Origin of the sequence: Paenarthrobacter sp. NPDC018779, assembly GCF_044391085.1 — a bacterium.
Taxonomy (GTDB): Bacteria; Actinomycetota; Actinomycetes; order Actinomycetales; family Micrococcaceae; genus Arthrobacter.
This window is the reverse complement of record NZ_JBIRZS010000011.1, coordinates 55254-80278: the sequence shown is the minus strand read 5'-3', so window position 1 is coordinate 80278 and position 25025 is coordinate 55254. Positions and strand designations below refer to the sequence as shown.

General features: G+C 64.3%; 24 protein-coding genes. 12 read left to right on the top strand and 12 right to left on the bottom strand.

What is annotated here, in order from left to right; genetic code table 11:
• Together ACH488_RS13115 and ACH488_RS13110 are read right to left on the bottom strand one after the other, a co-directional pair.
• On the bottom strand, positions 1-474 hold the full coding sequence (locus ACH488_RS13115; protein WP_397324749.1) for an NUDIX hydrolase: 474 nt from the start codon (positions 472-474) through the stop codon (positions 1-3).
• Between the two features lie 17 nt (positions 475-491).
• Positions 492-1022 carry a prepilin peptidase gene (locus ACH488_RS13110; protein WP_397324747.1) on the bottom strand — a complete coding sequence of 177 codons (531 nt, stop codon included), beginning with the start codon at positions 1020-1022 and terminating at the stop codon, positions 492-494.
• Between the two features lie 61 nt (positions 1023-1083).
• On the opposite strand from ACH488_RS13110, the gene ACH488_RS13105 reads away from it, so the two are divergent.
• Positions 1084-1890 (top strand): hypothetical protein, encoded by an 807-nt coding sequence (locus ACH488_RS13105; RefSeq protein ID WP_397324745.1) that lies wholly within the window; start codon positions 1084-1086, stop codon positions 1888-1890.
• 66 nt (positions 1891-1956) lie between these two features.
• A complete protein-coding gene (locus tag ACH488_RS13100; RefSeq protein ID WP_397324744.1) occupies positions 1957-2601 on the top strand; it encodes a GNAT family N-acetyltransferase in 645 nt (214 codons plus the stop codon).
• Between the two features lie 58 nt (positions 2602-2659).
• Here the strand turns inward: ACH488_RS13100 and ACH488_RS13095 are convergent, their stop codons facing one another.
• The gene (locus ACH488_RS13095; protein WP_397324742.1) at positions 2660-4054 is read right to left on the bottom strand and encodes a PhoH family protein; all 1395 of its coding nucleotides are present in this window, start codon (positions 4052-4054) and stop codon (positions 2660-2662) included.
• Positions 4055-4328: 274 nt separating this feature from the next.
• Positions 4329-5090 carry an isoprenyl transferase gene (locus ACH488_RS13090; RefSeq protein WP_397324740.1) on the bottom strand — a complete coding sequence of 254 codons (762 nt, stop codon included), beginning with the start codon at positions 5088-5090 and terminating at the stop codon, positions 4329-4331.
• 158 nt (positions 5091-5248) lie between these two features.
• Here ACH488_RS13090 and ACH488_RS13085 point away from each other — a divergent pair, with 158 nt between their 5' ends.
• A complete protein-coding gene (locus ACH488_RS13085; RefSeq protein WP_397324738.1) occupies positions 5249-5890 on the top strand; it encodes a hemolysin III family protein in 642 nt (213 codons plus the stop codon).
• A 40-nt stretch (positions 5891-5930) separates the two neighbouring features.
• Here ACH488_RS13085 and ACH488_RS13080 read toward each other — a convergent pair whose 3' ends face one another.
• The 3 genes from ACH488_RS13080 to mca form a co-directional block, all read right to left on the bottom strand.
• Complete coding sequence (locus ACH488_RS13080) at positions 5931-8090, bottom strand: thioredoxin domain-containing protein (RefSeq protein WP_397324737.1); 2160 nt, start codon at positions 8088-8090, stop codon at positions 5931-5933.
• Positions 8068-8349: a hypothetical protein gene (locus ACH488_RS13075; RefSeq protein ID WP_397324735.1), complete on the bottom strand. Its 282-nt coding sequence runs from the start codon at positions 8347-8349 to the stop codon at positions 8068-8070. Before ACH488_RS13075 ends, ACH488_RS13080 begins: the two co-directional genes overlap by 23 nt.
• Before the next feature lie 99 nt (positions 8350-8448).
• Entirely contained in the window at positions 8449-9351 is a 903-nt protein-coding gene (mca, locus tag ACH488_RS13070) for a mycothiol conjugate amidase Mca (RefSeq protein WP_397324733.1), read from the bottom strand.
• Between the two features lie 68 nt (positions 9352-9419).
• On the opposite strand from mca, the gene ACH488_RS13065 reads away from it, so the two are divergent.
• Both ACH488_RS13065 and greA read left to right on the top strand, forming a co-directional pair.
• On the top strand, positions 9420-9878 hold the full coding sequence (locus ACH488_RS13065) for a DUF4307 domain-containing protein (protein WP_397324732.1): 459 nt from the start codon (positions 9420-9422) through the stop codon (positions 9876-9878).
• Between the two features lie 153 nt (positions 9879-10031).
• Positions 10032-10526: a transcription elongation factor GreA gene (gene greA, locus ACH488_RS13060; RefSeq protein ID WP_387433331.1), complete on the top strand. Its 495-nt coding sequence runs from the start codon at positions 10032-10034 to the stop codon at positions 10524-10526.
• Between the two features lie 135 nt (positions 10527-10661).
• Here the strand turns inward: greA and ACH488_RS13055 are convergent, their stop codons facing one another.
• From ACH488_RS13055 to ACH488_RS13040, 4 genes are read right to left on the bottom strand one after another with little or no spacing between them, the layout of a single operon-like run.
• Positions 10662-11279, bottom strand: coding sequence for a rhomboid family intramembrane serine protease (locus ACH488_RS13055; protein ID WP_397324730.1), 618 nt, complete (start codon positions 11277-11279; stop codon positions 10662-10664).
• Between the two features lie 12 nt (positions 11280-11291).
• Positions 11292-12530: a threonine ammonia-lyase gene (gene ilvA / locus ACH488_RS13050; RefSeq protein ID WP_397324728.1), complete on the bottom strand. Its 1239-nt coding sequence runs from the start codon at positions 12528-12530 to the stop codon at positions 11292-11294.
• A 3-nt stretch (positions 12531-12533) separates the two neighbouring features.
• On the bottom strand, positions 12534-13814 hold the full coding sequence (locus ACH488_RS13045; RefSeq protein ID WP_397324726.1) for an AI-2E family transporter: 1281 nt from the start codon (positions 13812-13814) through the stop codon (positions 12534-12536).
• 56 nt (positions 13815-13870) lie between these two features.
• A complete protein-coding gene (locus ACH488_RS13040) occupies positions 13871-14821 on the bottom strand; it encodes an aldose 1-epimerase family protein (protein ID WP_397324724.1) in 951 nt (316 codons plus the stop codon).
• Between the two features lie 99 nt (positions 14822-14920).
• On the opposite strand from ACH488_RS13040, the gene galT reads away from it, so the two are divergent.
• The 3 genes from galT to ACH488_RS13025 are packed head-to-tail and all read left to right on the top strand — an operon-like array spanning position 14921 to position 18511.
• Positions 14921-16063: a galactose-1-phosphate uridylyltransferase gene (galT, locus tag ACH488_RS13035; RefSeq protein ID WP_397324723.1), complete on the top strand. Its 1143-nt coding sequence runs from the start codon at positions 14921-14923 to the stop codon at positions 16061-16063.
• Positions 16060-17220, top strand: coding sequence for a galactokinase (gene galK, locus ACH488_RS13030; protein ID WP_397324721.1), 1161 nt, complete (start codon positions 16060-16062; stop codon positions 17218-17220). The genes galT and galK overlap by 4 nt, the downstream gene beginning before the upstream one ends.
• Before the next feature lie 52 nt (positions 17221-17272).
• Positions 17273-18511 (top strand): acetyl-CoA C-acetyltransferase, encoded by a 1239-nt coding sequence (locus tag ACH488_RS13025; protein WP_397324720.1) that lies wholly within the window; start codon positions 17273-17275, stop codon positions 18509-18511.
• 78 nt (positions 18512-18589) lie between these two features.
• Here ACH488_RS13025 and ACH488_RS13020 read toward each other — a convergent pair whose 3' ends face one another.
• Positions 18590-19513, bottom strand: a complete 924-nt coding sequence (locus ACH488_RS13020; protein WP_397324718.1) for a Bax inhibitor-1/YccA family protein — start codon at positions 19511-19513, stop codon at positions 18590-18592.
• Positions 19514-19914: 401 nt separating this feature from the next.
• Between ACH488_RS13020 and ACH488_RS13015 the strand changes: the two genes are divergently transcribed.
• Genes ACH488_RS13015 through ACH488_RS13000 form a run of 4 tightly spaced genes read left to right on the top strand, consistent with a single transcriptional unit; the run spans position 19915 to position 23944 of the window.
• Positions 19915-21192, top strand: a complete 1278-nt coding sequence (locus tag ACH488_RS13015; RefSeq protein ID WP_397324716.1) for a branched-chain amino acid ABC transporter permease — start codon at positions 19915-19917, stop codon at positions 21190-21192.
• A gap of 9 nt (positions 21193-21201) precedes the next feature.
• Positions 21202-22170, top strand: coding sequence for a branched-chain amino acid ABC transporter permease (locus ACH488_RS13010; RefSeq protein ID WP_397324714.1), 969 nt, complete (start codon positions 21202-21204; stop codon positions 22168-22170).
• Positions 22167-23177 carry an ABC transporter ATP-binding protein gene (locus tag ACH488_RS13005; protein ID WP_397324712.1) on the top strand — a complete coding sequence of 337 codons (1011 nt, stop codon included), beginning with the start codon at positions 22167-22169 and terminating at the stop codon, positions 23175-23177. Before ACH488_RS13010 ends, ACH488_RS13005 begins: the two co-directional genes overlap by 4 nt.
• Entirely contained in the window at positions 23174-23944 is a 771-nt protein-coding gene (locus ACH488_RS13000) for an ABC transporter ATP-binding protein (protein ID WP_397324710.1), read from the top strand. The genes ACH488_RS13005 and ACH488_RS13000 overlap by 4 nt, the downstream gene beginning before the upstream one ends.
• Positions 23945-25025 lie beyond the last annotated feature (1081 nt).

Below are 25025 nucleotides of genomic sequence, written 5' to 3'. Positions count from 1 at the left end.
CTACTCCGTCTGGTACGCCACGGGGCCTTCGGGCTCCGTGGCGAGCCGTATGGCCTGCAGGTGTCCGTGGCTCATTTCGGGGAGATCATCCAGGTGGAACCACTGGACATCCAGGGACTCGTCGTCGTTGACCCGGGCTTCACCGGAGACATACTTGCAGCGGAACGTGATATCGAGGAAATCGCATTCGTCGCCGTTCGGAAAGGTCACCGGACCTACCACTCCGACCCCGATGATCCGTTCGGTCTCGGCTACCACGGCTGTTTCCTCGAAGATTTCCCGGACCAGACCCGGGGCCGGGTGCTCCCCCGGCTCCAGGATTCCCGTTATCGGCGTCCAGTGTCCGTTATCCGAGCGTTGGCACAGGAGCACCCTGTCTTCGTCATCCAACACGATGCCCCGGACTGCAGGCAGCCACAACGGGTCATTCCCGATTTTTTCCCGCAGCTTCAGCACAAACTCAGGTGCACCCATGCAGCCAGCTTACGGCGTCATGCAGGCAGGACAACCATGGCTGCGGCAGCCCCTGCCAGCATGAACGGTCCAAAGGGAATCGCCGAGGCGAGGCTGCCCCTCCTGGTCACGATGATGACCAGCCCCCACAGCCCGCCCAGGAGGAACGCCAGGAACGTTGCCGCGAATACGTGGCCCCAGCCAAGGTAGCCCAAGTACAAACCCAACACCCCGGCCAGCTTCACGTCCCCGAATCCCATACCCGGCGGATAGACGAGCCGGAGCAGGAAATAGAGGACCCACAGGGCAGCGGCACCGGCAAGCACCCCGAGCCCCGGAATTCCGGCCAGCGCGCCGTCCATCCGTGACCCGGAGAGCAGGGCCGCAGCCAGGAGCAGGATCCCGGCCACCCCGTACGACGGAAAGACGATGCGGTTGGGCAGCAAATGGCTTCGAACGTCGATCACCGTGAGCCGCACCGCCATGACCACGAAATAAAGGGACGCCAACAGCACCAGCCAGAAGGCAAAAGGGGCGGCGTCCCAGAGGTCGGCGAGTCGTCGGATCACCCTCGGATGCTACCCCGGATTATCTCCGGGCCCGGCGTGAACCTCTGGGTACACTGTGGATATGGGGCGCTACAGTACAGATGGACCCGGCCTGCCGCCGGGATTTGGACCCTCAAACGGGCGTTCAGGGGATGATTCCGACTTGTCCTCCACGTTCCGGAACCTGTGCCGTTCATCGCCCTGGAAGTGGACCAGCCTTCGGTTCGAATACCTTGAGCGGCCGGGGACGGGCGCCAACATCGTGCGGGCCTGGCTCAGGCGTCCGGGAGCGCTCCGCCTGGAGTCTCCGAATGGCCAACTCCTCTACAGCACCACGGGGATCAACGACTCCAGGGATGAGTTCTATGTCAGCGCTACGCGCCGCTCGTGGCTGCTTCCGCCGCATCTGGTGACACCTGTTTACGACGACGGCGGCCTGGTTCGGCGCCGTCCGGAAGCCGCTTACGGTGAGCCTTCGTTCGGAAACGGCCGGCTCGCCGCCGCCCTGGACCCCGTGGAACTTGCCGGCAACGCGCCCGTACCCCTGGAGTTCCCGGACACCAACCCGGTGTCCTTCGATGAACTCCGCGAGGTGGACCACGAGGGGCGCCTGGCACTGGAGGCAGTCATCACCCGGGGCCGGACCTACAAGCCTTCGGATCCCGCCGAACCGTTGGCGCACCCGGGACGGACGCTGGTCCGTGTAGACGCTGCCACGGGAGTCTGCGTCGCCAGCCAATCGCTGGATGGCGAATCCTCCGGCAAGGGCCATTGGCTCAAGATCCTGGCCGTGGACGAGTACATGTTGGATGACCTCTTCCTTGCCGAGTCCATGAACTTGACCGATGTCCGGCGCCACATCTCCTGGGACATCGGCCCGGCGGCCTGACGCTGCCCGGCTCTGAGGGAAGCCGCGTGACAGCAAGCCCCGCTCCGGCCACGCTAGACTGCGGCGATGACCTCGCTGGCAAACATCTGGCCCCCTTTCGGACTGACCCTCACCACGCCGCGCCTCGTCCTGCGTCCCATTTTCGACGCCGACATCCCCGCCGCCGTGGCTGCTGCCCGGTCCGGAATCCACGAGCCTGGAAAGAGCCCTTTCAGCACGCCGTGGGCCGAACTCCCGGACAACGAACTGGCTCCCAAGATGGCCCAGTGGTACTGGCGCTGCCGGGCAGGATTCACCCCGGACGACTGGACCCTGCTCCTGGGCGTCTGGCAAGGCGACGATTTCCTCGGAGTCCAGGACCTCGCTGCCACGAAGTTCGCGGTACTCCGGACGGTGCACACAGGCTCGTGGCTCAAGCAAGCGGCGCAAGGCCGCGGCATCGGCAAGGAGATGCGCGCCGCCGTCGTCAGCTACGCCTTCGATTACCTGAAGGCGGAGGTGGCCGAATCCGAAGCCGCTACCTGGAACCAACAATCCCTGGGCGTCTCCACAAGCCTGGGCTACGAACCCAACGGCCTCACGCGCACCGTTTGGGGCACCAAAGTGGAGGACGTCCAAAAAGTCCGCCTCACCCCAGAATCCTTCAAACGCCCCGACTGGACCCTCCACGTCCAAGGCCACGAAGGACTGAAATCGTACCTGGGCCTCTGACCCACGCCGACGGGCCGTGGCCCGGCGAACCCGGCCACGGCCCTTGGGCACCAGCACTTTAGATTTCTGCCCCTTCAAGCAGCTCCGTCACGAGGGCCGCGATCGGCGACCGCTCGGACCGGGTCAGCGTGATGTGCCCGAACAGCGGGTGTCCCTTGAGGGTTTCGACGACGGCTGCGACGCCGTCGTGCCGGCCCACGCGGAGGTTGTCGCGCTGGGCGACGTCGTGGGTGAGGACAATCTTGGAGTTTTGGCCGATGCGGCTCATCACCGTCAGGAGGACGTTCTTCTCCAGTGACTGTGCTTCGTCCACGATCACGAAGGCGTCGTGCAGGGAGCGGCCGCGGATGTGGGTGAGCGGCAGGACCTCCAGCATTCCGCGGTCCATGACTTCTTCCACTACTTCCTGGCTGACCAGCGCGCCGAGGGTGTCGAACACCGCTTGCGCCCACGGGTTCATTTTCTCGGATTCGGAGCCGGGCAGGTAGCCGAGCTCCTGTCCACCAACTGCGTACAGGGGACGGAAGACCACTACCTTGCGGTGCTCGCGGCGTTCGAGGACGGCTTCGAGGCCCGCACAGAGGGCCAGGGCGGACTTACCGGTGCCGGCACGCCCGCCGATGGAAACGATGCCCACGGACGGGTCCATGAGGAGGTCGATCGCGAGCCGCTGTTCTGCCGAGCGGCCGTGGAGGCCGAAGACATCCCGGTCTCCCTTGACCAATCGGACCTGCTTGTCCGAACCCACCCGGCCCAGTGCCGAGCCGCGGTTGGAGAGGACCACCAGGCCGGTATTCACGGGCAGTTCGGCCGCGGCCGGGATGAAGACCGGTTCGTGGCCGTAGAGGGTGCTGACTTCCTGTTCGCTGGCTTCGATTTCGGCCAGGCCGGTCCAGCCGGAGTCCTTGACGAGTTCGTTCCGGTACTCGTCGGCGTGCAAGCCCATGGCCGAAGCCTTGACGCGCATGGGGAGGTCCTTGGAGACCACGGTGACGTTGTGGCCCTCGTTGGCCAGGTTCTTCGCGACCGCCAGGATCCGGCTGTCGTTGTCGCTGCCGCGGAAGCCCGCTGGGAGGACGTCCGGCGAAATGTGGTTCATTTCCACCCTGAGCAGGCCACCATCGTTTCCCAAGGGAATGGGGTGGTCCAGGCCGCCATGCTCAATCCGCAGGTCGTCCAGGAGCCGCAAGGCTTTCCGGGCAAAGTAGCCCAGTTCCGGATCGTGGCGTTTGCCCTCAAGTTCGCTGATGACCACGATCGGGACAATGACCTCGTGCTCGGCGAAGCGCAGCAGTGCGTGCGGATCGGAGAGCAGGACGGAGGTATCTATGACGTAGCTGCGGCCTGTGGGTGCCGCGGTTTTCTTTGTCCCTTTGGTGGCGCGCTTGGCGCGAGAGGTAGCTGCACTTTCCCCGTCGGAAACCATTGCGGGCAGTTGCTCTGAAATAGCCACATCGACTCCAGCCCCGGGCGTTCGCCCGGCCTTATGGTGAAGCGGCTCGGCCGGAAGGCCGGGCGTGGCCTCCCCTGTAACTGGTGCGATGATCCGCTCCATCTACTGGCCTCCCCGATCAGCGGGCGGTTTTGCCTGCTGATGGGTTTAACGTAATCCCCGCCACAGGAAATTCCTCTTTGTGGCGTCGGCAAGTCGCTTCTCCACGAGTGAATTCGGGATTAACGGAAGTTCACCCAGCAGTGGTTGAAATGACCAGGAGGAATCGGGCGCCTCAGGAACCGAAGCGGCGTTGGCGTCCCGCATAATCGCGGAGGGCCCTCAGGAAATCGACCTTGCGGAAAGCCGGCCACAGGGCTTCGCAGAAGTAGAACTCGCTGTAGGCGCTCTGCCACATCAGGAAGCCGGAGAGCCGCTGCTCACCGGAGGTGCGGATGACGAGGTCGGGATCGGGCTGGCCCCTCGTGTAGAGGAAACGTGAAATATCGTCCACCGAGAGTTCATCTGCAACCTCGGACATGTTACGGCCCTTGGCAGCGGCGTCCTGGAGGAGTTCCCGGACGGCATCCACGATTTCCCGTCGCCCACCGTAGCCCACGGCCACGTTGACGTGGATCTTCTCGTGGACCGGCGTCCGGGCAGTGAGCTTGTTAAGCCGCTCGGCCAGGTAGTCGGGAAGGAGTTCCGGCGCCCCCATGGCATGGACGGAAATATCCTCGTTCTCATCCAGGCGGTCCATGGTGTTGGCAATGATGCCCATAAGCAGGTCCAACTCCTCGCCGGAGCGGCTCATGTTGTCCGTGGAGAGCATGTAGAGCGTCACTACTTTGACGCCCAGCTCCTGGCACCATCCCAGGAACTCGTGGATCTTGTCCGCTCCCGCTTGGTGCCCTTCGCTGGTGGGTGCGTTGAACTGGCGCGCCCACCGGCGGTTGCCATCCACCATGACGCCGACGTGGCGCGGAATCTTCTGGTGGTCGAGCGATCTGAGGAGCCGGCGTTCGTAGAAGCCGTAGAGGAAACCGGGCAGCTCCACCGGACTCTCACCTGACTTCCTTGCTCTGACCAATCGAACGACGCGCACATCCAAGGCTACCTGCCCGAGCTGGCAGGCTGGTGCAGCAGGCGGCCCGGAACAAGGTGGAGCAACATTACCCATGAGTAACTTACCGGACCGTAGGTTACTCTTTAACAATGGCTGACTCGCTCATCATCAAGCCCTTGTGGCGCGGCTGGATCCATGCTGTGGCAACCCCATTTGCCCTTGCCGCGGGGATTGTCCTGGTGGCGCTGGCGCCCACCGCGGACCGTAAGATCACCTCGGCCATCTACGCCCTGACGGGAGTCATGCTGTTCGGAGTCAGTGCCGTGTACCACCGCGGCAACTGGAATGACAGGATCCGGATAGTGCTCAAGCGGCTGGACCACACCAACATCATGCTGGTCATCGCGGGCAGCTACACGCCTCTTGCCTGGTCACTCCTGGACAGGCCCGCGGCAGTCACGCTCCTGTGGACCATTTGGTCAGCAGCCATCGCCGGCGTGCTGTTCCGCGTGCTCTGGACCCACGCACCGCGGTGGCTGTACGTGCCCATCTACGTTGCCCTCGGCTGCGGTGCACTCTTTTACCTGCCACAGTTCTTCGCCGCCAACGTGGCCTCCGCCGTCCTCATCTGCGTGGGCGGAGCACTCTATATCGCGGGAGCCGTGTTCTACGGCATCAAGAGGCCGAATTTCAGCGCTACGCACTTCGGTTTCCATGAGCTCTTTCACGCCTTCACGGTGTTCGCTTTCGCGGCCCACTTCATCGCCATCATGATCGCCGTCCTGAGCTAGGACCCGCGGCGCCAGGACCCGCGGCCCTAGGACCCGCGGTTCAGGCGCCGGAAACCATCGCGGCCAGCCTGGCTTCCACTTCGGCCAGTGTCCCCACAGGCCGTTCGCACACCATCCCGCGGCACAAGTACACCTGCGCCGAGCCGTCAGGGCTGCCTGAGCGGTGAAGCAGCAACGGCACTTCGACGGCGGCTGCCGGGGACCCGCCGTCGTCCGCGGTTTGCACGGCGACCACCAGGCCCGGGCTTGCCGAAGCCAGCAGCGCCTGGTGGAGTTCGCGCCGCAGCGGCGTGTCCGGACCGGCGACGGCGGCCTCCACCGGCCCGGCAAGGGCGGCCTGCGCCGTGGCCAGGAGCCAGCCAGCCACCCGGGGCGCGCGGCTGGCGATCGGGGGAAGCAAGCCCAGGATGTTGCCGGCCATGAGGCGGTGATCGTGGGATCCCGAGTAGGCCGAGTAGGTCAGCAACGCACCAGCGAACGCGGCAGCACCACTGGGAGTGGCGTTGTCGAAAGGATCCAGCGCGGCATGTTGCCCTTGGGCGTTGAAGACCTGGGCAGATTCACCGGCCGAGTCAGCAAGCTGGCCGTTCGCCACGAACCGGTCGCTCGCGGCCAGGACCAGGCTTTCACCCAGGCCGTACCAGCGTTTCTGCCCTGTCACGGCGTAGAGCGCAAAGAAACCGTCGGCGCAGAAGGCGTAGTCCTCCAGGAGTCCGCCGATCCCCCTCGGCGCGGCATCGTGCGAGACGCGCGTCAGCAGGTTCTCGCCGGAATTCCAGTGGACACGTTCCAGGTAGTCGGCGATGCCCTCGGCAGCCGCGACCAGTCCCGGCCGTTCCAGGACAGCTCCGGCTTCCGCCAGGGCCGCTACCGCCAGACCGTTCCATCCGGCCACCACCTTGTTGTCCCGTGCGGGCTGGTTGCGCTTGTCCCTCGCGGCCAGAAGCGCCGGGCGCACGCGTTCCCACACCCTGGCTTCGGGGCCGGTCAACAGCTTCCCGGGATGCAGCGGCGAGCCGAGGGCGGAAACGGTCCCCTCACTGCCCACGTTCATGATCCGTGCAACGGCCTCGGCATCGCCGGTACCCAGCACCTCCTGCAGCGAGTCAGGCGTCCACAGGTAGGCCGCGCCCTCGTGATGGACACCATCCACCACGGTATCGGCGTCGAGGGAGGATGCCAGGGCGCCCCCTTCCACAGCAAGGGCGGACACCATCCAGTCGGCGCAGGCGGAGGCAACAGCGGCGGCTTCCTCAACGGGGAACACCGCGTTTCCGCCCAGCCTGATCCAGTGCGTATAGGCACGCAGGAGCTGGCCATTGTCGTAGAGCATCTTTTCGAAATGGGGAACAGACCAGTCCGCCGTCACCGAATACCGGGCGAAACCGCCGTCGAGCTGGTCCCGCAAGGCGGAACGTGCCATGCCGGCCAGGGTCCGGCCGGCCATGTCCCTCGCCGCTTCGGCCGTTTCTGAGGGTGCCGCCGCGTGCCGGATCAGGAATTCCACAACGGCCGACGGCGGGAACTTGGGGGCGGCGCCAAAGCCACCGGCGGCTACGTCCTCGGACCGCGCCAACAGGCCAACTGCCTCGGACAGCAACCCGGCATCAAGGACCTCGGGCGGCCCATCAAGCCGTACCGCGCCGGACATCTGGGCGTTGGCCATGTTCGACGCCAAACCGCGCGCGTTCTGCTCAACGGCTTCGCGCCGCTCCACCCAGGCTTCGTGGACCGCTTCCAGGACGTTGCGGAAGGAGGGCCGTCCGGGCAAGGGTGTGGGCGGGAAGTAGGTACCGGCATGGAAGGCGAGCCCATCCGGAGTCAGGAAGACGGACATCGGCCAGCCACCCTCGCCGCTAATGGCCTGGGTGGCTGCCATGTACACCGAATCGACGTCCGGGCGCTCCTCGCGGTCCACCTTGACGGGAACGAAGTGTGCGTTCAAGTAGTCGGCTGTGGCCTGGTCCTCGAAGGACTCATGGGCCATGACGTGGCACCAGTGGCAAGCTGCGTAGCCGATCGAGAGGAAGACCGGAACGTCGCGTTCCACTGCGAAGGCAAAGGCTTCATCGCCGAAAGGCCGCCAGAACACCGGATTGGCTGCATGCTGGCGCAAGTAGGCGCTTGGCTCCAAGCCCAGGGCATTGGACGCTCCGGGCCATCTGTTTTCCTGCGGGTCAGCGGGGCCCGGGAGCGGCATCGCCGTTCTCATCCGTCGGAGCGTCAGCCGATCCTGACTCGGCAGCCAGTCGCGCTTCCTCCACCTGTGCGCGGTACCGGACGCGCCGGATACGACGGACCATGTCCACAATGAGGAAAGTGGTCAGGATCACGATGAAGGCGGTCAGGACAAAGCCCCACGTACCCGGGGTCACCTGGTCCTCGGACAGGCCCGGACGCAGCGTGCCGGTGGGGTCGGGCGACGGGCTGACGGTCAGGGCGAGGATCAAGTGGTGCACGTTCAAACCTTCTATGGGAGCTGATGCATGCCGGTCCAGCGGGCTGGGAACTGGTTGGCCCCGGGAGACTTCTACGAGCGATAGAAACCCGGGCCTTCCCTATCTTATCCCTGCGAAGAGGTCCTTTTCCGGCAGCTCGGACGTGACCTTGGACTGGACCAGCGTGTAGTCCTCCCAAGGCCATGCCGTGCGCTGCAGGTCCGGGGAAACGGCGAAGAAGAAACCCACCGGGTCGATCTGGGTCCGGTGCGCCCGGAGGGCATCGTCCCTCGCCTCGAAGAAGTCGCCGCAATCAATCTGCGTGGTGGTCTGGTGTGCCGGCACAGGCGGTGTGTGGCCCTCGGCGTCCGCTTCGAGCCAAGCTGCGAGCCGCTCGGCGTACGGTGACTGCAAACCCGCTTCTTCCAACGCGAAGTGCAGCGCACGGAAACGTTCGGGGCTGAAGGCGCGATCGTAGTACAGCTTGCTGGGCGCCCAGGGTTCGCCGATGCCCGGATACCGCTCCGGATCTCCGGCCGCCTCGAACGCTTCCACGGCCACTTTGTGGGCCATGATGTGATCCGGGTGCGGATAGCCGCCATTTTCGTCGTAGCTGATGATCACATGCGGCTTGAAGTCGCGCACCAGGCGTACCAGTGGTTTGGAAGCGCGCTCCAGTGGCTGCAGGGCGAAGCAACCTGCGGGCAGCGCAGGCAGCGGATCTCCCTCCGGAAGGCCCGAATCCACGAATCCCAACCACCTCTGCTGGATGCCGAGGACTGCCGCAGCGTTCGCCATCTCCAACCGGCGCGCACCGGCCATGTCCCGCTTGGGGTGTGGGGCATCCTCCATGGCAGGGTTCTGGATGTCTCCGCGCGATCCGTCAGTGCACGTAGCCACCATGACCTCGACTCCGGCCGCGGCATACATTGCCATGGTTGCTGCACCCTTGCTGGACTCGTCGTCCGGGTGGGCATGGACGGCAAGCAGGCGAAGCTGCTCTGTCTCGGTGGACGCAGTCACGGGACGGCTCCTCTTTCATGGATGGTGCAAAAATTAGGGACTGCCGGGATCCGCACTAAACTGGATGGGTGACTTCAGAGGACGCATCGGCCACCAAACTTCCGGCAGACAACAGCCTAGCCAATCGCTACGGTGGCCAAAAGCGCGGATTGACCCGGAAGTCAAAGAGGAACATCATCATTGGAGCCCTCGTGGTGGGCATCGGTTTTGCCGCCTACGTCGCCACCGGTTCCGCCACGGCTCCCGTCACCTTCAAGGACATCGGCTACAGCACCGTGGATGACACCCAGGCCGAGGTGGATTACCAGGTCACTAAGTCCCCCTCAGCCACGGCGAAATGCGCCATCAAGGCCATGGACTCCAAGTTCGCCGTAGTGGGGTGGAAAGTGGTGGAGATCGGGCCGAATGACCCCCAACAGGATGCCGACGGCGGCCGGACCACCGCCCAGCGGACGGTCCTCATCACCGAATCCGCGGCCGTGTCCGGCGTGGTTGACAACTGCTGGATCACGGACAGCGGCAAATAACAATCGTGTGACGCAGCACTCAACCGGTTTGGGTTCATCCAAAGGATTTACTACAATGGATAGAACCTTCACCCCCGTTTAGTTGGTTACTGAGTTTCACGAGTGGCCACCTCGGCGGGGTCTTTTGTTTTGTCAGATCAAGAGGAGAAATCCGTGTCTACCACCAACAGCGCCACAGCAGCTTGGCTTACCCAGGAAGCTTTCGACCGCTTGAAGGCTGAGCTGGACCACCTTTCCGGCGCCGGCCGAGCGGATATCGTCCAGAAGATCGAAGCCGCCCGCCAGGAAGGCGACCTCAAGGAAAACGGCGGCTACCACGCAGCCAAGGAGGAGCAGGGCAAGATCGAGGCCCGCATCCGCCAGCTCACCGTACTCCTGCGCGATGCCCAGGTTGGCGAAGCCCCCGCCGACGACGGAATTGTTGAGCCCGGCATGCTGGTTGTTGCCAAGATCGCCGGCGACGAGGAGAAGTTCCTCCTTGGTTCCCGCGAAATCGCCGGCGACTCGGACATCGACGTCTTCTCCGAGAAGTCCCCGCTCGGTGCCGCGATCATCGGCCACAAGGAGGGCGACAAGCTCAGCTACACCGCCCCCAACGGCAAGGAAATCTCCGTGGAGATCGTTTCCGCCAAGCCGTACGCAGGCTAACGCTTCACCCAAGGAAAAACGCCGGCCCTCCCTTCGCAGGAGGCCGGCGTTTTTTCGTCCCCGGCCCACCCAACTGGGGGACAGCAAACGTCGCGCTGAGCCCTCAGTGGAGCAGGTGCTGTCCCCTGGTTGGGTTTACGGGGTGGGGGCTGTGGATTTGGGGCGGAGGAGGATCGCCGCAACGACGCCGCCGATCGCGCCGCCCAGGTGCGCCTGCCACGAAACGTACCCCATCACGGTGGGCAGCACGCCGAACAGGATGCTGCCATAGGCCATGAAAAGCACCACGGACAAAAGGATCTGCCACCAACTGCGGTTGAAGAATCCCCGGACCAGCAGGAAGGCAAAGAATCCAAACACCAGTCCGGAGGCGCCAACAGTGACTCCTCCCCCGCCGATGAGCCAGACGGTCAGGCCGGACCCCAGCCAACTGAACGCAAGTGCCGTGATGAATACCCTCAGCCCGGCCAGGAACACCAGGAAGCCGAAGATCAGCAGCGGCAGCGTGTTGGAAAGCAAGTGGTTGAGGTTGGCATGGAGCAGGGGGAAAGTCAGGATATCCAGGACGCCGTCGAAGGAGCGCGAACGCAAGCCGAACGTGCGGTTGAGCCCATGCATCATGAGCGTATTCAGGAACTCAATGACGTAGAGCAACACCACGAAGCCGCCCATGAAGAGCAGCCCGCCCTTGGCCCTTCCCGCCAGCGAATCGCGGGCCTCGGCCTTTGACCCATCGGGCGTTTCGAGCACCATGCCAACCTCCTGTCAGTGCACCACGATCGGTTGGAAGCCCTCGGCGCGGAGCGCGCCCAGCACTTGTTCACCGTGTTCGTGGCCCTTGGTTTCCAGGTTGATGGTGATGGATACGTCGCCCATGCTGATGGAGCCGCCCAGGCGCGTGTGGTCCAGCCCGGTGACGTTGGCATCGTTTTCCGCGATGATGCGGGCGATCGTGGCCAGGGAACCGGGGCGGTCGTCCAGCATCATCCGGACGGTCATGAACCGCCCGGCTGCGGAGAGACCGCGCTGGATGACTTTCAGCATGAGCATCGGATCGATGTTGCCGCCGGAAAGCACGACGGCGGTGTTCCCCGGGTTTTCGATCTTGCCGTCCATCAGTGCGGCTACTCCCACCGCGCCGGCCGGTTCCACCACCATCTTGGCCCGCTCCAGCAGGAAGATCAGCGCCCGTGCCAGCGAGTCTTCGCTGACCGTAACAACGTCGTCCACCAGCTCGCGGATGATGCTGAACGGGAGCTGTCCCGGCCGGCCTACGGCGATACCGTCCGCCATGGTGGAGACCTTCTTGAGGGGCACCAGGGCGTCAGCAGCCAACGACGGCGGGTAGGCGGCAGCGTTTTCGGCCTGGACGCCGATGACACGGATGTCCCGGCCGAGTTCCTTGGCCTTGGCCTTGATGGCCACGGCCACGCCCGCCAACAGGCCACCACCACCGACGCCCATGAGGATGGTGTCCACGCGCGGGATCTGGTCCAGGATTTCCAGTCCGATGGTGCCCTGCCCTGCCACCACATCCACGTTGTCGAACGGGTGGACGAAGACAGCACCGGTCTCGTTGGCGTAACGCTGCGCCTCGGCCAGGGCTTCATCCACGTTGTGGCCGTGCAGCACCACCTCGGCGCCGTGGCTGCGGGTAGCGGCAAGTTTGGGAAGTGCCACGCCGAGCGGCATGTAGATGCGGGCGTTGATGCCCAGGCTCTTCGCGGCGACTGCTACACCCTGGGCGTGGTTACCGGCGGAGGCCGCTACGACGCCCCGCTTCTTTTCGTCCTCGGAGAGGCGGGCCATGCGGACGTACGCACCGCGGACCTTGAACGAGCCGGCGCGCTGCAGGTTCTCGCATTTGAAGAAGACGTTGCCGCCAACAAGGGTGCCAAGTGCCCGTGACGACTCCACTGGAGTCTTGGTAATAATGCCCTCGAGCAGCTCCTGCGCCTTGAGGACATCGTCCAGCGTGACGGGCAGGGTTTCGAGGGTATTCACTGGCTATTCTCCTTTGTTGGTGTCGGCGTCAGTGGGCTCCGTGGGGACGCCTGCTGAGGCCTTGGCCTTGCTGTTGGAACTGGCGCCGCCGCGGGTACCACCGGCGGGAAGGTCGACGTCCTTGAAATTGGAGTCGCCGTCAGGCCCCGGTGAACCTTCGGCGGTGGCGGCCTCAGCCGCGCCCAGTCCCCCATCATGTTCCCACGTCCGCCCGGCAATGTAGCGAACGGCCGTATTTACTACGGCGAGGATCGGCACGGCGAAGAGTGCTCCCGGGATGCCTGCGAGGTAGGAACCGGCCGCCACGGTGAGGATGACGGCCACCGGGTGCAGTGCAACGGCCTTGCCCATGACGAGGGGCTGCAGGATGTGGCTCTCAAGTTGCTGGACCAACAGCACGATCGCCAACATGATCAAGGCGTTGACCGGCCCGTTGGCCACCAGGGCCAGCAGGACGGCGATGGCACCGGTCACCAAGGCACCCACCACGGGAATGAACGAGCCGATGAACACCAGTACGGCCAGGGGCAATGCCAAGGGGACCTGGATGATTGCGGCTCCGACGCCGATGCCCACGGCATCCACGAAAGCGACGAACATCTGGATCCGCACGTAGTTGACCATGCTGGTCCACCCGCGGCGGCCGGCCCCATCCGCGGCCCGCCGGGCTTTCCTGGGGAGCAGCCGGACCAGGAAGGCCCAGATCCGGCTCCCCTCCAGCAGGAAGAAGATCAGGATGAAGAGTGCCAGCACCAGTCCGGCCGCAAAGTGACCTGCCGTACTGCCGAAGGACAGTGCTCCGCTCAGGATGCTGCTGCTGTTGTTCTGCAGGGCGTTGACAGCGTCGGAGATGTACTTGTCGATCTGGTCCGCGGTCAGGTGCAATGGACCGTCGGCAAGCCAGGTCTGGACTTGCTGGATGCCAGTGAGCGCCTCCTGCCACAGTTCACCGAAGCCGGCCGCCAACTGGCGTCCCACCAGCGCCAAGGCCCCGGCGATCACGCCAATGAACGCCAGCACCGTGATGGCCACAGCCAGCCCATTGGGCACCTTCAGGTTGCGCAGCCAAACGACCACGGGGTAGAGCAGGCCTGCCAGCAGGGCGGCAACCATGACTGGAATGATGAGGAAGCTGACCTTGCCAAGCAGCCAGACCAGGATGCCGATCATCACCAGAATGAGGCCGGCCCGCCAGGACCATGCGGCCGCTATGCGCACACCGTACGGTATGTCCTCGGCGATCTGGCGGTCTGAACGGGTTTTGGCGTCCGGTGTTGGCGTCATGAACCCATACTTCCGCAGCCCGGCCCGTATGGGAAACCGAACCACCCACGGACCAGCTAAAGCGAAGCGCTGATACCCCAGGTCATGGCGAAGGACTCTCCAGGCCCCAGCCAACGCAGGCCGTCCCCGCTGTTGAAGGCATTGGCCGGACCCGTCATGGGTTCCAGCGCCACGGCTTTGCTCCGGCCCGGGAACGTGTCGGTCACGAACACGTGGACATACCGGCAGTTCCGGTCCTGCACCAGGCTCACGCTGCGCCCATCCGGTGCGCTCAGCGTGTGGCGGGCAGTGCCGCCGTCGTACGCCAAATCGGTGAAGGCGACGTCTATGTCCAAGCTGCCCACGGAGCGGCCCCCGGACAGGTCGAAATCGCCTTCCACAGGCGCGGTGCTCCGGGGAATCAAGCGTTCGTCGGCAACCAGCCGGGTTCCCGCCTTGACGTGCAACGTCAGGTCTTCCGGAGCAACGTCACCGAGGCGCAGGTACGGGTGGGCCCCGAGAACGAAGGGTGCCTGGGCATCCGAATCGTTCAGCAGGGTTTGCTCAACGTGCAGGTCCAGGTTGGCATCGATTTCGTAGCGGACCCGGTGGCGGACCAGGAAGGGGTAGCCATGCTGCGGGAAGACCGTGGCCTCCAGGGTCACGGAGAACTCGGATTCATCCACCAGCGCGTACCCGGCGTTCCTGAGCAGGCCGTGGCTTGCATTGTTGCGTGACACTTCGGTGACGTCGAGTTGCTGCTTCTTGCCCTCGAGATGCCATACACCGTCTTCCACGCGGTTGGCCCACGGTGCCAGGGTGATTCCCGTGGCACCCGGAGGAATATCGGCGTCCCCGTAGCTTTCGGTCAGCTGGACTCCGCTGCGCGAGTAGAGGCGCAGACCGGCAGCCAGTTCGGTGACGACTGCGAGCGCATCACCGCGGCGCAGCTCGAATTGGCGGCCTGTGGCAAAGCGGCGTGCCTCGGACCGGGTTTCTGCTTCTGGAGTGGGGGAAGAGTCAGGCATGGGAATACCGTACTGCACGCCGACGCTGGGCCCGATCACTGTGATGTTAATTTTTGTTAGAAACTATGCGTTTTTGATTGCTTATGGAATGATGGGTCCATGAGTCGCATCACCAGTACCCGCCTCGCCGACAGCCGCGAGCTGATCTACTTCGACGACCCCGGGACTCCCGAACGGACACCCGGGTCATTGGTGGACCACCGGGATCTCCCGGCCCGGGGGGAACCCGGCGAAGTGCGGTACGACGCTTTGTCCGGAGAGTGGGTTGCCGTGGCTGCCCACCGCCAGAGCCGCACCCACCTTCCGCCGGCCGAGCAGTGCCCCATTTGCCCCACCACCACAGCCAACCCGTCGGAGATACCTGCTCCCGACTACGACGTAGTGGTCTTCGAGAACCGCTTCCCCTCCCTGGGTCCTGCGCTGGGCGATATTCCACAGGCCCCTGCCAGCGGAGGGCACGGGATCAAGGGAGCAGCCTTCGGCCGTTGCGAGGTAGTGGCCTTCACCCCGCAGCACACCGGCTCCTTCGCGGAACTGGGTGAGACCCGTGCGCGCACCGTCATCGAAGCCTGGGCCCAGCGCACCGAAGCCTTGAGCGCCCTGCCCGGCATCAAGCAGGTGTTCCCCTTCGAGAACCGCGGCGCGGACATTGGAGTAACGCTCCACCACCCGCACGGCCAGATTTACGCCTACCCCTACGTCACTCCCCGCGCGGCCAGCCTGGGCATGGTGGCCCGGAAGCATTACGACGACGTCGACGCCAAGGAAACGCTCGCGGCGTCGTTGCTCAGGGCCGAACGGGAAGACGGGAGCCGCATGGTGCTGGAAGCACGCCATTTCAGCGCCTACGTTCCCTTCGCTGCCCGCTGGCCCCTGGAGATCCATCTGGTTCCACACCGGCACGTTCCCGATCTCGCGGCCCTGACCGGCGAAGAGCGGGACGAACTGGCCCACGTGTACCTGGATCTGCTCAAGCGTCTGGACGCCCTCTACCCGACACCCATGCCCTACATCTCGGCCTGGCATCAAGCTCCCCTGGATTCATCGCTGCGGCCCGCCGGCCAATTGCACCTTCAGCTCACCTCACCCCGGCGCGCCGCGGATAAGCTGAAGTACCTGGCCGGTTCGGAGGCGGCGATGGGTGCGTTCATCAATGACACCACTCCGGAGGCCGTGGCCGAACGCCTGCGCAGCGTCGCCGGCACCCCCTCCGTCAAGACCCTGGAAGGCTCCCCCGCATGACCACCACCACTGAAACCAGCGCCCTGGCTGAACGCTTCCAAGAGACGTTCGGAACAGCCCCCGACGGCGTGTGGCAGGCACCGGGACGGGTGAACCTCATCGGAGAGCACACCGATTACAACGAAGGCTTCGTGCTGCCGTTCGCGATCGACAAGACCGCCAAAGTTGCCCTCAGGCTCCGCGACGACTCCACCGTTCGCCTCCTTTCCACCTTCGGTGGGCACGGGCTGGTGGAAACCTCGTTGGAGGGCCTGGAGCCCGGCTCAGGCCAAGGCTGGTCCCGCTACCCCCTGGGCGTGGCGTGGGCCCTGAAGGAACGCGGAATCGCAGTGCCGGGCTTCGACCTGCTGCTAGATTCCGACGTACCCCTGGGTGCTGGATTGTCCTCCTCGCACGCCATTGAGTGCGCAGTGATCACTGCACTGAACGAGCTCACGGACGCTGGTTTGGGCGCCGAAGAACTGGTCCTGGAAACGCAGCGCGCCGAAAACATCTTTGTTGGCGCCCCGACGGGAATCATGGACCAGTCGGCCTCCCTCCGAGGCGCCAAAGGCCATGCAGTGTTCCTTGACTGCCGGGACCAGCACGTGGACCTGGTCCCCTTCGATGCAGAATCCGCGGGGCTGGTGCTGCTGGTTATCGACACCAAGGTTTCCCACTCCCACGCCGACGGAGGGTACGCCTCGCGCCGGGCGTCCTGCGAGTTGGGTGCAGAGGTCCTGGGCGTCACAGCCCTGCGCGATGTGGGCGTGGAAGACCTTGAAGAGGCTTCCGGTGTCCTGGACGAAACCACGCTGCGCCGCGTCCGCCACGTGGTGACGGAGAACGACCGTGTGCTGCAAACCGTGGAACTGTTGGGCAGCCAAGGCCCAGCCAGCATCGGCCCCCTGCTCGATGCCAGCCATGCTTCCATGCGGGATGACTTCGAGATTTCCTGCCCGGAACTGGACCTGGCCGTCGAGGCCTCCAGGACCAACGGCGCCATCGGAGCCCGGATGACCGGCGGCGGCTTCGGCGGCTCAGCCATCGCCCTTACTCCGGTGGGCCAGGAGCGGCAGGTGCGTGACGCCGTCGTACGTGCTTTTGCCCAGGCCCGCTTCACCGAACCGGACATCTTCACCGTGACTCCGGCGGCGGGAGCGCTTCGCTTGGCGTGAAAGCTTGTGCTGGTCCCAGCTTGCGTAAGAATACCGGGCGTAAGCTGGGGCCATGACTGAGGCCGTCATTGTTTCCACTGCCAGGAGTCCAATCGGCCGGGCCTTCAAAGGCTCCCTCAAGGACGAACGCCCCGACGATCTTGCTACAGCCATGGTGCAGGCCGCCTTGGCCAAAATCCCCGGTTTTGACGCCGCTGCCCTCAACGGTGACGGCTTGGACGACATCCTGCTTGGCTGTGCCGAACCAAGCGGTGAGGCCGGCTCCAACATGGCCAGGGTGGTTGCCGTCCTGGCCGGACTGGATAACGTGCCGGCAGCCACCGTCAACCGGTTCTGCGCCTCGAGCCTGCAAACCTTCCGCATGGCCTTCCACGCCATCAAGGCCGGCGAGGCGCACGCAGTGGTGGCCGCCGGCGTCGAAAGTGTCTCCCGGTACCAGAACTGGAAGGGTGCCGGCGAAACGGACGCCGCCAACCACAACCCCCGCTTTGAAGCCGCTGCCCAAAGGACGGCAGCGCGTGCGGCGTCCAACATTCCCTGGACCGACCCACGGCTGGGCGGCCGGCTCCCGGACATCTACATCGCCATGGGACAGACTGCGGAAAACGTGGCCACCACCTACGGGATCACCCGGGCCGAGCAGGACGAATGGGGCGTGCTGAGCCAAAACCGGGCAGAAGATGCCATTGCCTCGGGCTTCTACACGCGGGAAATCACCCCGTATACGCGTAAGGACGGCTCAGTGGTCAGCGCCGACGACTCCCCCCGTTCCGGCGTCACGTTGGAAGGGGTTTCCGCGCTCCAGCCTGTCTTCCGGGCCGAGGGAACCGTCACCGCAGGGAACGCCTGTCCGCTCAACGACGGCGCCGCGGCGCTGGTGGTCATGAGCGACATCCGGGCACGGCAACTGGGCCTTGAGCCATTGGCGCGGGTGCTCTCCACCGGTGTCAGCGCACTCTCGCCCGAACTCATGGGAATGGGCCCGGTGGAATCGACCCGGCGGGCGTTGGCCCTGGCCGGGCTCACCATCGATGACATGGACCTGGTGGAAATCAACGAGGCGTTTGCCGTCCAGGTGATCGCGAGCGCCAGGGAACTTCGTCTCGATCCGGACAAGCTGAACGTCCACGGCGGCGCCATCGCTTTGGGCCACCCTTTCGGCATGACGGGAGCACGGATGACCACCACCCTGCTCAACGGGCTCAAGGAACGCGACGGGACACTGGGTTTGGCCACCCTGTGCGTGGGCGGCGGCCAAGGAATGGCAGTGGTTTTCGAACGCCTGAACTGAGTGCCTTCGAGTGCCTTAAAAGGAAAATGCCCCCGATATTTCTCGGGCGCATTTTCCGTGTAGCTCGTTGAACCGTCCTTAATCGTCGCCACGCAATATGGCGAGGAGGCGGATGATTTCCACGTAGAGCCAAACCAGGGTGACCGTCAGGCCGAACGCGGCAACCCAGGAATAGCGTTCCGGAGCGCCGGCACGGACGCCTTCCTCGATGCTGGTGAAGTCCATGATCAAGGAGAAGGCGGCGAGGCCGATCGCGAGGATGCCGATGAAAACGCCCAGCGGGATGCCGGCGATGGTGATGCTGGTGCGCAGGCCGAAGGGCTCCTGCACGGCACCGGTCCACATCATCACCAGGTTGATCAGCGCGAACACTGCGTAACCGATGGTGGCGATCATGAAGAAGCGGATCATCTTGGGCGTGGCACGGACCTTGCCGCTCTTGAAGAGCAGGAGCGTGACGCCGAAGACCGCCAGGGTACCGATGACTGCTTGGAGGCCGACGCCGGGGAACATTCCGTCAAGAATGCGGGTGAGGCCACCAAGGAACAGGCCTTCGAGTCCTGCGTAAGCAAGGATCAGCGCAGGTGACGGCTGCTTCTTGAAGGTGTTCACGAGGGCCAGCACGAAGCCACCCAACGCGCCCACAATCATGAGCGTTGTGGCCAGCGTCGGGGCGACAAAGAGGGTGACGCCAGCGCCAAGGACCAGGACGACGAGGCACATGACGGTCTTCATGATGACGTCGTCGTACGTCATGCGGCCGGTATCGGCCGGACCTGCGGCAGGCTGGTTGTACATCTGCTGCAACTGTTCGTTGGTCATGCTCTGCTGCTGGGCAGACCATGCTGCCTGGCCATCCATGACCTGGCTGGGGGCACGTCCTGGTACCTGGTTAAACTGCTGGCCGTACGGGTTGCCATACGGATTTTGCGGTACAGACGGTGCCTGTTTGGCTCCACGGAAATTCTTTCCGTTGAAGATCGGGTTTCCGCCAAGTGCCATTGCGGGTGTCCTCCTGAAAAAGGGCTGAGTGATAATTCACGGTACCAATTACCACGCACGCGCGGCAGGGAAAGTTCCCTTGTTCATCCAGAAGAAACCCAACCGTGACACGGCGCTGGAACAGTGGAGGGCAGTTGCCTGCTGCGTCACTTTTGTTACCTGATCGCGACCTTTGGACCCCTTGGCCCTGCATTTTTTAGCCGCACTGAGCGGTAACATAGCCACAGCATGGGTGACTTGGGTCACATTTTGAGACGCAGGCAGGAAATGTACCAAGCCCCGTGTCCGTTCGCACCGGTTGCAATGGCGCAGCCGGGACCACCCCCACTGTGGAGGTTTCCATTTTGAGAAGCACACTGCGCGACCCGTCCATCAGACGGTCCAAGGGACTACGGAGAGCAATGGGGGCGTTCTTCGCGGCCCTCCTCGCCACTCTGTTGATCGCCGCTCCCGCGGCGGAGGCAACCACCCCCTCGCCTTCGCCATCAGCCACCAATTTCCAGAACAGCATCAGCGGGTTCCTCCGCGACGACGCCCGGGCGCCCATAGCCGGCGTCAAGATCAAAGCCTCAGGAAACGGATTCGAAGGCGAGGCGACATCCGGCACCAACGGTGCGTGGAACATCGGAGTCCCTGTCCAGGGCACTTACAAGATCGAACTCGATACCTCCACCCTGCCGGACGGCATCAAACTGGCCGACGGCCAGGAAAATCCACGCAATGTCACGTTCAGCCAAACATCCAACCTGTCCGTGATCTTCGCCTTCGGCAAGGGCATCGTGGTCCAGCAACAGGACTTCGGCCAGAACCTCCTCAACCGCCTCGTTGCGGGCCTCAGCTTCGGCCTCCTGCTGGCCTTGGCATCCGTTGGTTTGTCGCTCATTTTCGGAACAACGGGCCTGACCAACTTTGCCCACGGTGAGATGGTCACCCTGGGCGCCGTCCTGGTATTCCTCTTCAACGGATTCGGGTTCCCGTTCTGGCTCGCGATCCTGCTGGCCTTGGTGGGCGGCGGCCTCTTCGGCTACGCCCAGGATGCCGGCCTCTGGCGTCCGCTGCGCCGCCGCGGCACCGGCCTGGTTCCCATGATGATCGTCAGCATCGGCCTGGCCCTGGCCATCCGCTATGTGATCCAGTTCTATTTCGGTGGAGCCACCCAGCAACTGCCGGGAGCGCAGAGCGCAGAAATCCAACTCGGCCCCATTTCCATCTCGCCCAACAACCTGTGGTCCCTGGTGATCAGTGCGGTGGTCATCGCCCTGATCGGCATCGTCCTGCTGAAAACGCGGCTGGGCAAAGCGACCCGTGCAGTGGCGGACAACCCAGCACTCGCGGCAGCCTCGGGCATCGACGTGGACTCGGTGATCCGGATCGTCTGGATCGTCGGCGGCGTGCTTGCCTCCCTCGGTGGCATCCTGTGGGCCTACTACCGTCCCGGAGTCACGTTCGACATGGGTTCCCAGATCCTGCTCCTCATCTTTGCCGGCGTGACGCTCGGCGGCCTGGGAACAGTCTTCGGTGCACTGATCGGTTCGATCGTCGTTGGCATCTTCGTGGAACTGACCACCGTTTTCGGGCTTCCTGCCGACCTCAAGTACGTGGGTGCCCTGTTCATCATGATCGTTGTCCTTCTGTTCCGGCCCCAGGGTATCCTCGGCCGGCGTGAGCGTGTGGGTTAGGAGCGGGCCATGGACTTCGGTTTTATTCTCACCAGCGCCCTTGGCGAACTTTTCAGTCCAACGACGGCGGCCTACGCCCTTGCCGCCTTGGGCCTCGCCGTCCACTTCGGCTACTCCGGCCTGCTGAACTTCGGCCAGGCCGGCTTCATGGCCGTGGGAGCCTATGGCTTCGCGATCTCGACACTGACCTTCAAGACGCCGTTCTTCATCAGCCTGCTCATCGCGGTCTTGTGTTCGGTGATCTTCGCCTTCATCCTCGGCATTCCCACCCTTCGCCTTCGAGCGGACTACCTGGCCATCGTCACCATCGCTGCGGCTGAAATCGTGCGGTACGTCGTGACTACCAACCAGCTGACCAGCGTTACGGGTTCGGCCAACGGACTCGCGGCATTCGAAGGTGGCTTCTACTCAATGAACCCCTTCCCCGAGGGGTCCTACATGGGCATGAACAACAGGGACTTCTTCATCCGCGTGGTGGGGTGGGGACTCGTCATTGTCTGCTGCCTCCTGGTGTGGCTGCTCATGCGCAGCCCCTGGGGACGTGTCCTGAAGGGTATCCGCGAAGACGAGAACGCGGTGCGCTCCCTCGGCAAGAACGTCTACTCCTACAAGATGCAGGCCTTGGTGATCGGCGGTGTACTCGGCGCCCTCGCCGGCATGATCTTCACGCTTCCCCGTGGCGCAGTCCAACCGTCCAACTACGGCACCGAACTGACGTTCTTCCTCTGGACCTGCCTCCTCCTGGGCGGCATGGCCACCGTTTTGGGACCCGTCATCGGGGCCATGATCTTCTGGGTGGTGCTGTCCCTGACCCAGAGCCTGCTGTACGGGCTCATCGAATCCGGAGCAGTCACTTGGCTTACCACGGTCCAAGCCGGCCAGCTGCGCTACATCCTGGTGGGCGTGGCCCTGATGCTCCTGATGATCTTCCGCCCGCAAGGCGTCTTCGGCAATAAGAAGGAGCTTGCATTCGCATGAGTGAAAGCAACGGTCAGCCGACCGAAAACATCGATTACATGACAGACTCACGGCCCATCGCCGTCGGGGAAAATACTCCCGGCTGCAAGAAGCGCGATCCTATCGTGGTGGCAGAGAACGTGACCCGCTCATTTGGCGGCATCAACGCCGTGGACGTGGAATACCTCGAAATCCCCCGCCACAAAATCACCGCGTTGATTGGCCCCAACGGCGCCGGCAAGACCACGCTCTTCAACCTGCTCACGGGATTCGACACTCCGAACTCCGGCAAGTGGCAATTCGAAGGCAACAGCCTCGCCGGGGTCTCCTCCTACAAAGTGGCCCGCATGGGCATGGTCCGTACCTTCCAGCTCACCAAGGTGATGGGCAAACTGACCGTCATGGAGAACATGCGCCTCGGCGCCTCCGACCAGCCCGGCGAGCGCCTGTCCAAGGCCCTCTTCAAAGGGATCTGGGGCGGCCGGGAAAAGGAAATCACCGCCCAGGCCAACGTCCTGCTGGAGAAGTTCAAGCTCGATGCCAAGAAGGACGACTACGCGGCCTCTCTCTCCGGTGGCCAGCGGAAGCTGCTGGAAATGGCCCGCTCCCTCATGGTCCGGCCCAAACTGGTGATGCTGGATGAGCCCATGGCAGGGGTCAACCCGGCGCTGACCCAGTCCCTCTTGGACCACATCAAGAACCTGAAGGCGGAAGGCATGACCGTCCTGTTCGTGGAGCACGACATGAACATGGTCCGGCACATTGCCGATTGGGTGGTGGTCATGGCCGAGGGAAAGGTCGTAGCCGAGGGTCCTCCGGGCGAGGTCATGAAGAACCCTGCCGTGATCGACGCCTACCTGGGCGCCCACCACGACGTAGACCTGGGCGACGCACAGGGCATCAAGGAGCTTGAAGCCGAACTCGTGGCCGATGAGGAGTCGGTTGTCGGCACCGAAGACGCCGGCATGCTGTCCACCGAAACAACCGCAACCGGCGTGACCGAAACCAAGCAGGAGGACGAGAAATGAGCGCCACCAGCGCAATGCCCGCCCCCGCAGGCAATCCCACGGAAGACGCCGTCGTCAAAGTCACCGACCTCGTGGCCGGGTACCTCCCGGGCGTCAACATCCTCAACGGCTGCAGCATCGAGGCCCGCAAGGGCGAGCTGATCGGCATCATTGGCCCCAACGGCGCCGGCAAGTCCACGCTCCTGAAGGCTATGTTCGGTTTGGTGAAAGTCCATTCGGGCACCGTGGTGGTGCGTGGCCAGGACCTCACGGGACTCAAGGCCAACAAGCTGGTCACCCAGGGCGTTGGCTTCGTCCCGCAGACCAACAACGTCTTTGCCACGCTGACCATCGAGGAAAACCTCCAGATGGGCCTGTTCCAGCGGCCCAAAGTTTTCGCCGAGCGCTTCGACTTTGTCACGGGGCTCTTCCCTGAGCTTGGCAAGCGGCGTGCGCAGCGGGCGGGATCGTTGTCCGGCGGCGAACGGCAGATGGTTGCCATGGGGCGGGCACTCATGATGGATCCCGCGGTGCTGCTGCTCGATGAGCCGTCCGCAGGCCTCTCCCCCGTCAAGCAGGATGAGACGTTCCTCCGGGTCCACGAGATCAACCGTGCCGGTGTTTCGGTGATCATGGTGGAGCAGAACGCCCGACGCTGCCTGCAGATCTGCGACCGCGGATACGTCCTGGACCAGGGCCGCGACGCCTACACCGGTACGGGACGCGAACTCATGAAGGATCCCAAGGTCATCCAGCTCTACCTCGGCACCCTGGCGGACGAGGTCTAGGAGCCCACCTACGCCAATCCAACGCGGGCCCCGGTTCAGGCAACTGACCCGGGGCCACGCTTTGCCCCCTGCGGGGCCTGCTCTGCGCCCCATGCCCCGCGAAAATAACGCAGGGCAGGCCCCACAATCGGCATCTGCCTCGGGGGTGCGGGCCGTCACGACCTACTTTGCGCCAGCACAGTCCCTTAAGGCCCCGGAACACCGGCGTGTCCGCCTGGGCGAGGCTCAAAGTGGGTCGTGACCGTCCGCCCATCTCTCATGAACGCAGACGCACGACGTCGGCACTAACGCACGCGCCGTCGTCGAACCTCCCGCTCTTGGCGGCGGGTCCCACCTGGGGCCGCGGGCCGTCACGACCTACTTTGCGACCGCTGGGGGCAACACGCCGCGACCAAAAGGCCTTATGGCGGGCCGCGCAGTCAAAGTGGGTCGTGGCCGCACACCAACCGCACTGCGGGGTCCACTCTGCGCCCCATACCCCTCGGATGGAACGCAGGGCAGGCCCCACAACCGGCATCCGCCTCGGGGGTGCGGACCGTCACGACCTACTTTGCGCCCACACAGTCCCTAAGGCCCGGGAACACCGGCGTGTCTTCCTGGCCGAAGCCCAAAGTGGGTCGTGACCGTACGCCCATCTCTCATGAACGCAGACGCACGACGTCGGCACTAACGCACGCGCCGTCGTCGAACCTCCCGCTCTTGGTGGCGGGTCCCACCTGGGGCCGCGGGCCGTCCCGACCTACTTTGCGCCCGTTTGGGGGCAACACGCCGAGATAGGGATGCCCAATGGCGGGCGGCGGCGTCAAAGTGGGTCGTGGCCGCACACCAACCGCACTGCGGGGCCCGCTCTGCGCCCCATATCCCTCGGATAGAACGCAGAGCAGGCCCCCCAACCGGCATCTGCCTCGGGGTGCGCGCCGTCACGACCTACTTTGCGGACGCACACTCCCCTAAGGCCCGGGAACACCGGCGTGTCCGCCTGGGCGATGTCCAAAGTGGGTCGTGACCGTCCGCCCATCTCTCATGAACGCAGACGCACGACGTCGGCACTAACGCACGCGCCGTCGTCGAACCTCCCGCC

Bases quoted from the DNA above. Each gene is read 5' to 3' on its own strand.
- ACH488_RS13115 (WP_397324749.1), bottom strand. From the start codon at position 474: ATGGGTGCACCTGAGTTTGTGCTGAAGCTGCGGGAAAAAATCGGGAAT.
- ACH488_RS13105 (WP_397324745.1), top strand. From the start codon at position 1,084: ATGGGGCGCTACAGTACAGATGGACCCGGCCTGCCGCCGGGATTTGGA.
- ACH488_RS13055 (WP_397324730.1), bottom strand. From the start codon at position 11,279: ATGGTGCTCGAAACGCCCGATGGGTCAAAGGCCGAGGCCCGCGATTCG.
- ACH488_RS13000 (WP_397324710.1), top strand. From the start codon at position 23,174: ATGAGCGCCACCAGCGCAATGCCCGCCCCCGCAGGCAATCCCACGGAA.
- ACH488_RS13015 (WP_397324716.1), top strand. From the start codon at position 19,915: ATGGGGGCGTTCTTCGCGGCCCTCCTCGCCACTCTGTTGATCGCCGCT.
- galK (WP_397324721.1), top strand. From the start codon at position 16,060: ATGACCACCACCACTGAAACCAGCGCCCTGGCTGAACGCTTCCAAGAG.
- ACH488_RS13040 (WP_397324724.1), bottom strand. From the start codon at position 14,821: ATGCCTGACTCTTCCCCCACTCCAGAAGCAGAAACCCGGTCCGAGGCA.
- galT (WP_397324723.1), top strand. From the start codon at position 14,921: ATGAGTCGCATCACCAGTACCCGCCTCGCCGACAGCCGCGAGCTGATC.
- ACH488_RS13045 (WP_397324726.1), bottom strand. From the start codon at position 13,814: ATGACGCCAACACCGGACGCCAAAACCCGTTCAGACCGCCAGATCGCC.
- ACH488_RS13025 (WP_397324720.1), top strand. From the start codon at position 17,273: ATGACTGAGGCCGTCATTGTTTCCACTGCCAGGAGTCCAATCGGCCGG.
- ACH488_RS13080 (WP_397324737.1), bottom strand. From the start codon at position 8,090: ATGCCGCTCCCGGGCCCCGCTGACCCGCAGGAAAACAGATGGCCCGGA.
- ACH488_RS13100 (WP_397324744.1), top strand. From the start codon at position 1,957: ATGACCTCGCTGGCAAACATCTGGCCCCCTTTCGGACTGACCCTCACC.
- ACH488_RS13085 (WP_397324738.1), top strand. From the start codon at position 5,249: ATGGCTGACTCGCTCATCATCAAGCCCTTGTGGCGCGGCTGGATCCAT.
- ACH488_RS13010 (WP_397324714.1), top strand. From the start codon at position 21,202: ATGGACTTCGGTTTTATTCTCACCAGCGCCCTTGGCGAACTTTTCAGT.
- ACH488_RS13020 (WP_397324718.1), bottom strand. From the start codon at position 19,513: ATGGCACTTGGCGGAAACCCGATCTTCAACGGAAAGAATTTCCGTGGA.
- ACH488_RS13005 (WP_397324712.1), top strand. From the start codon at position 22,167: ATGAGTGAAAGCAACGGTCAGCCGACCGAAAACATCGATTACATGACA.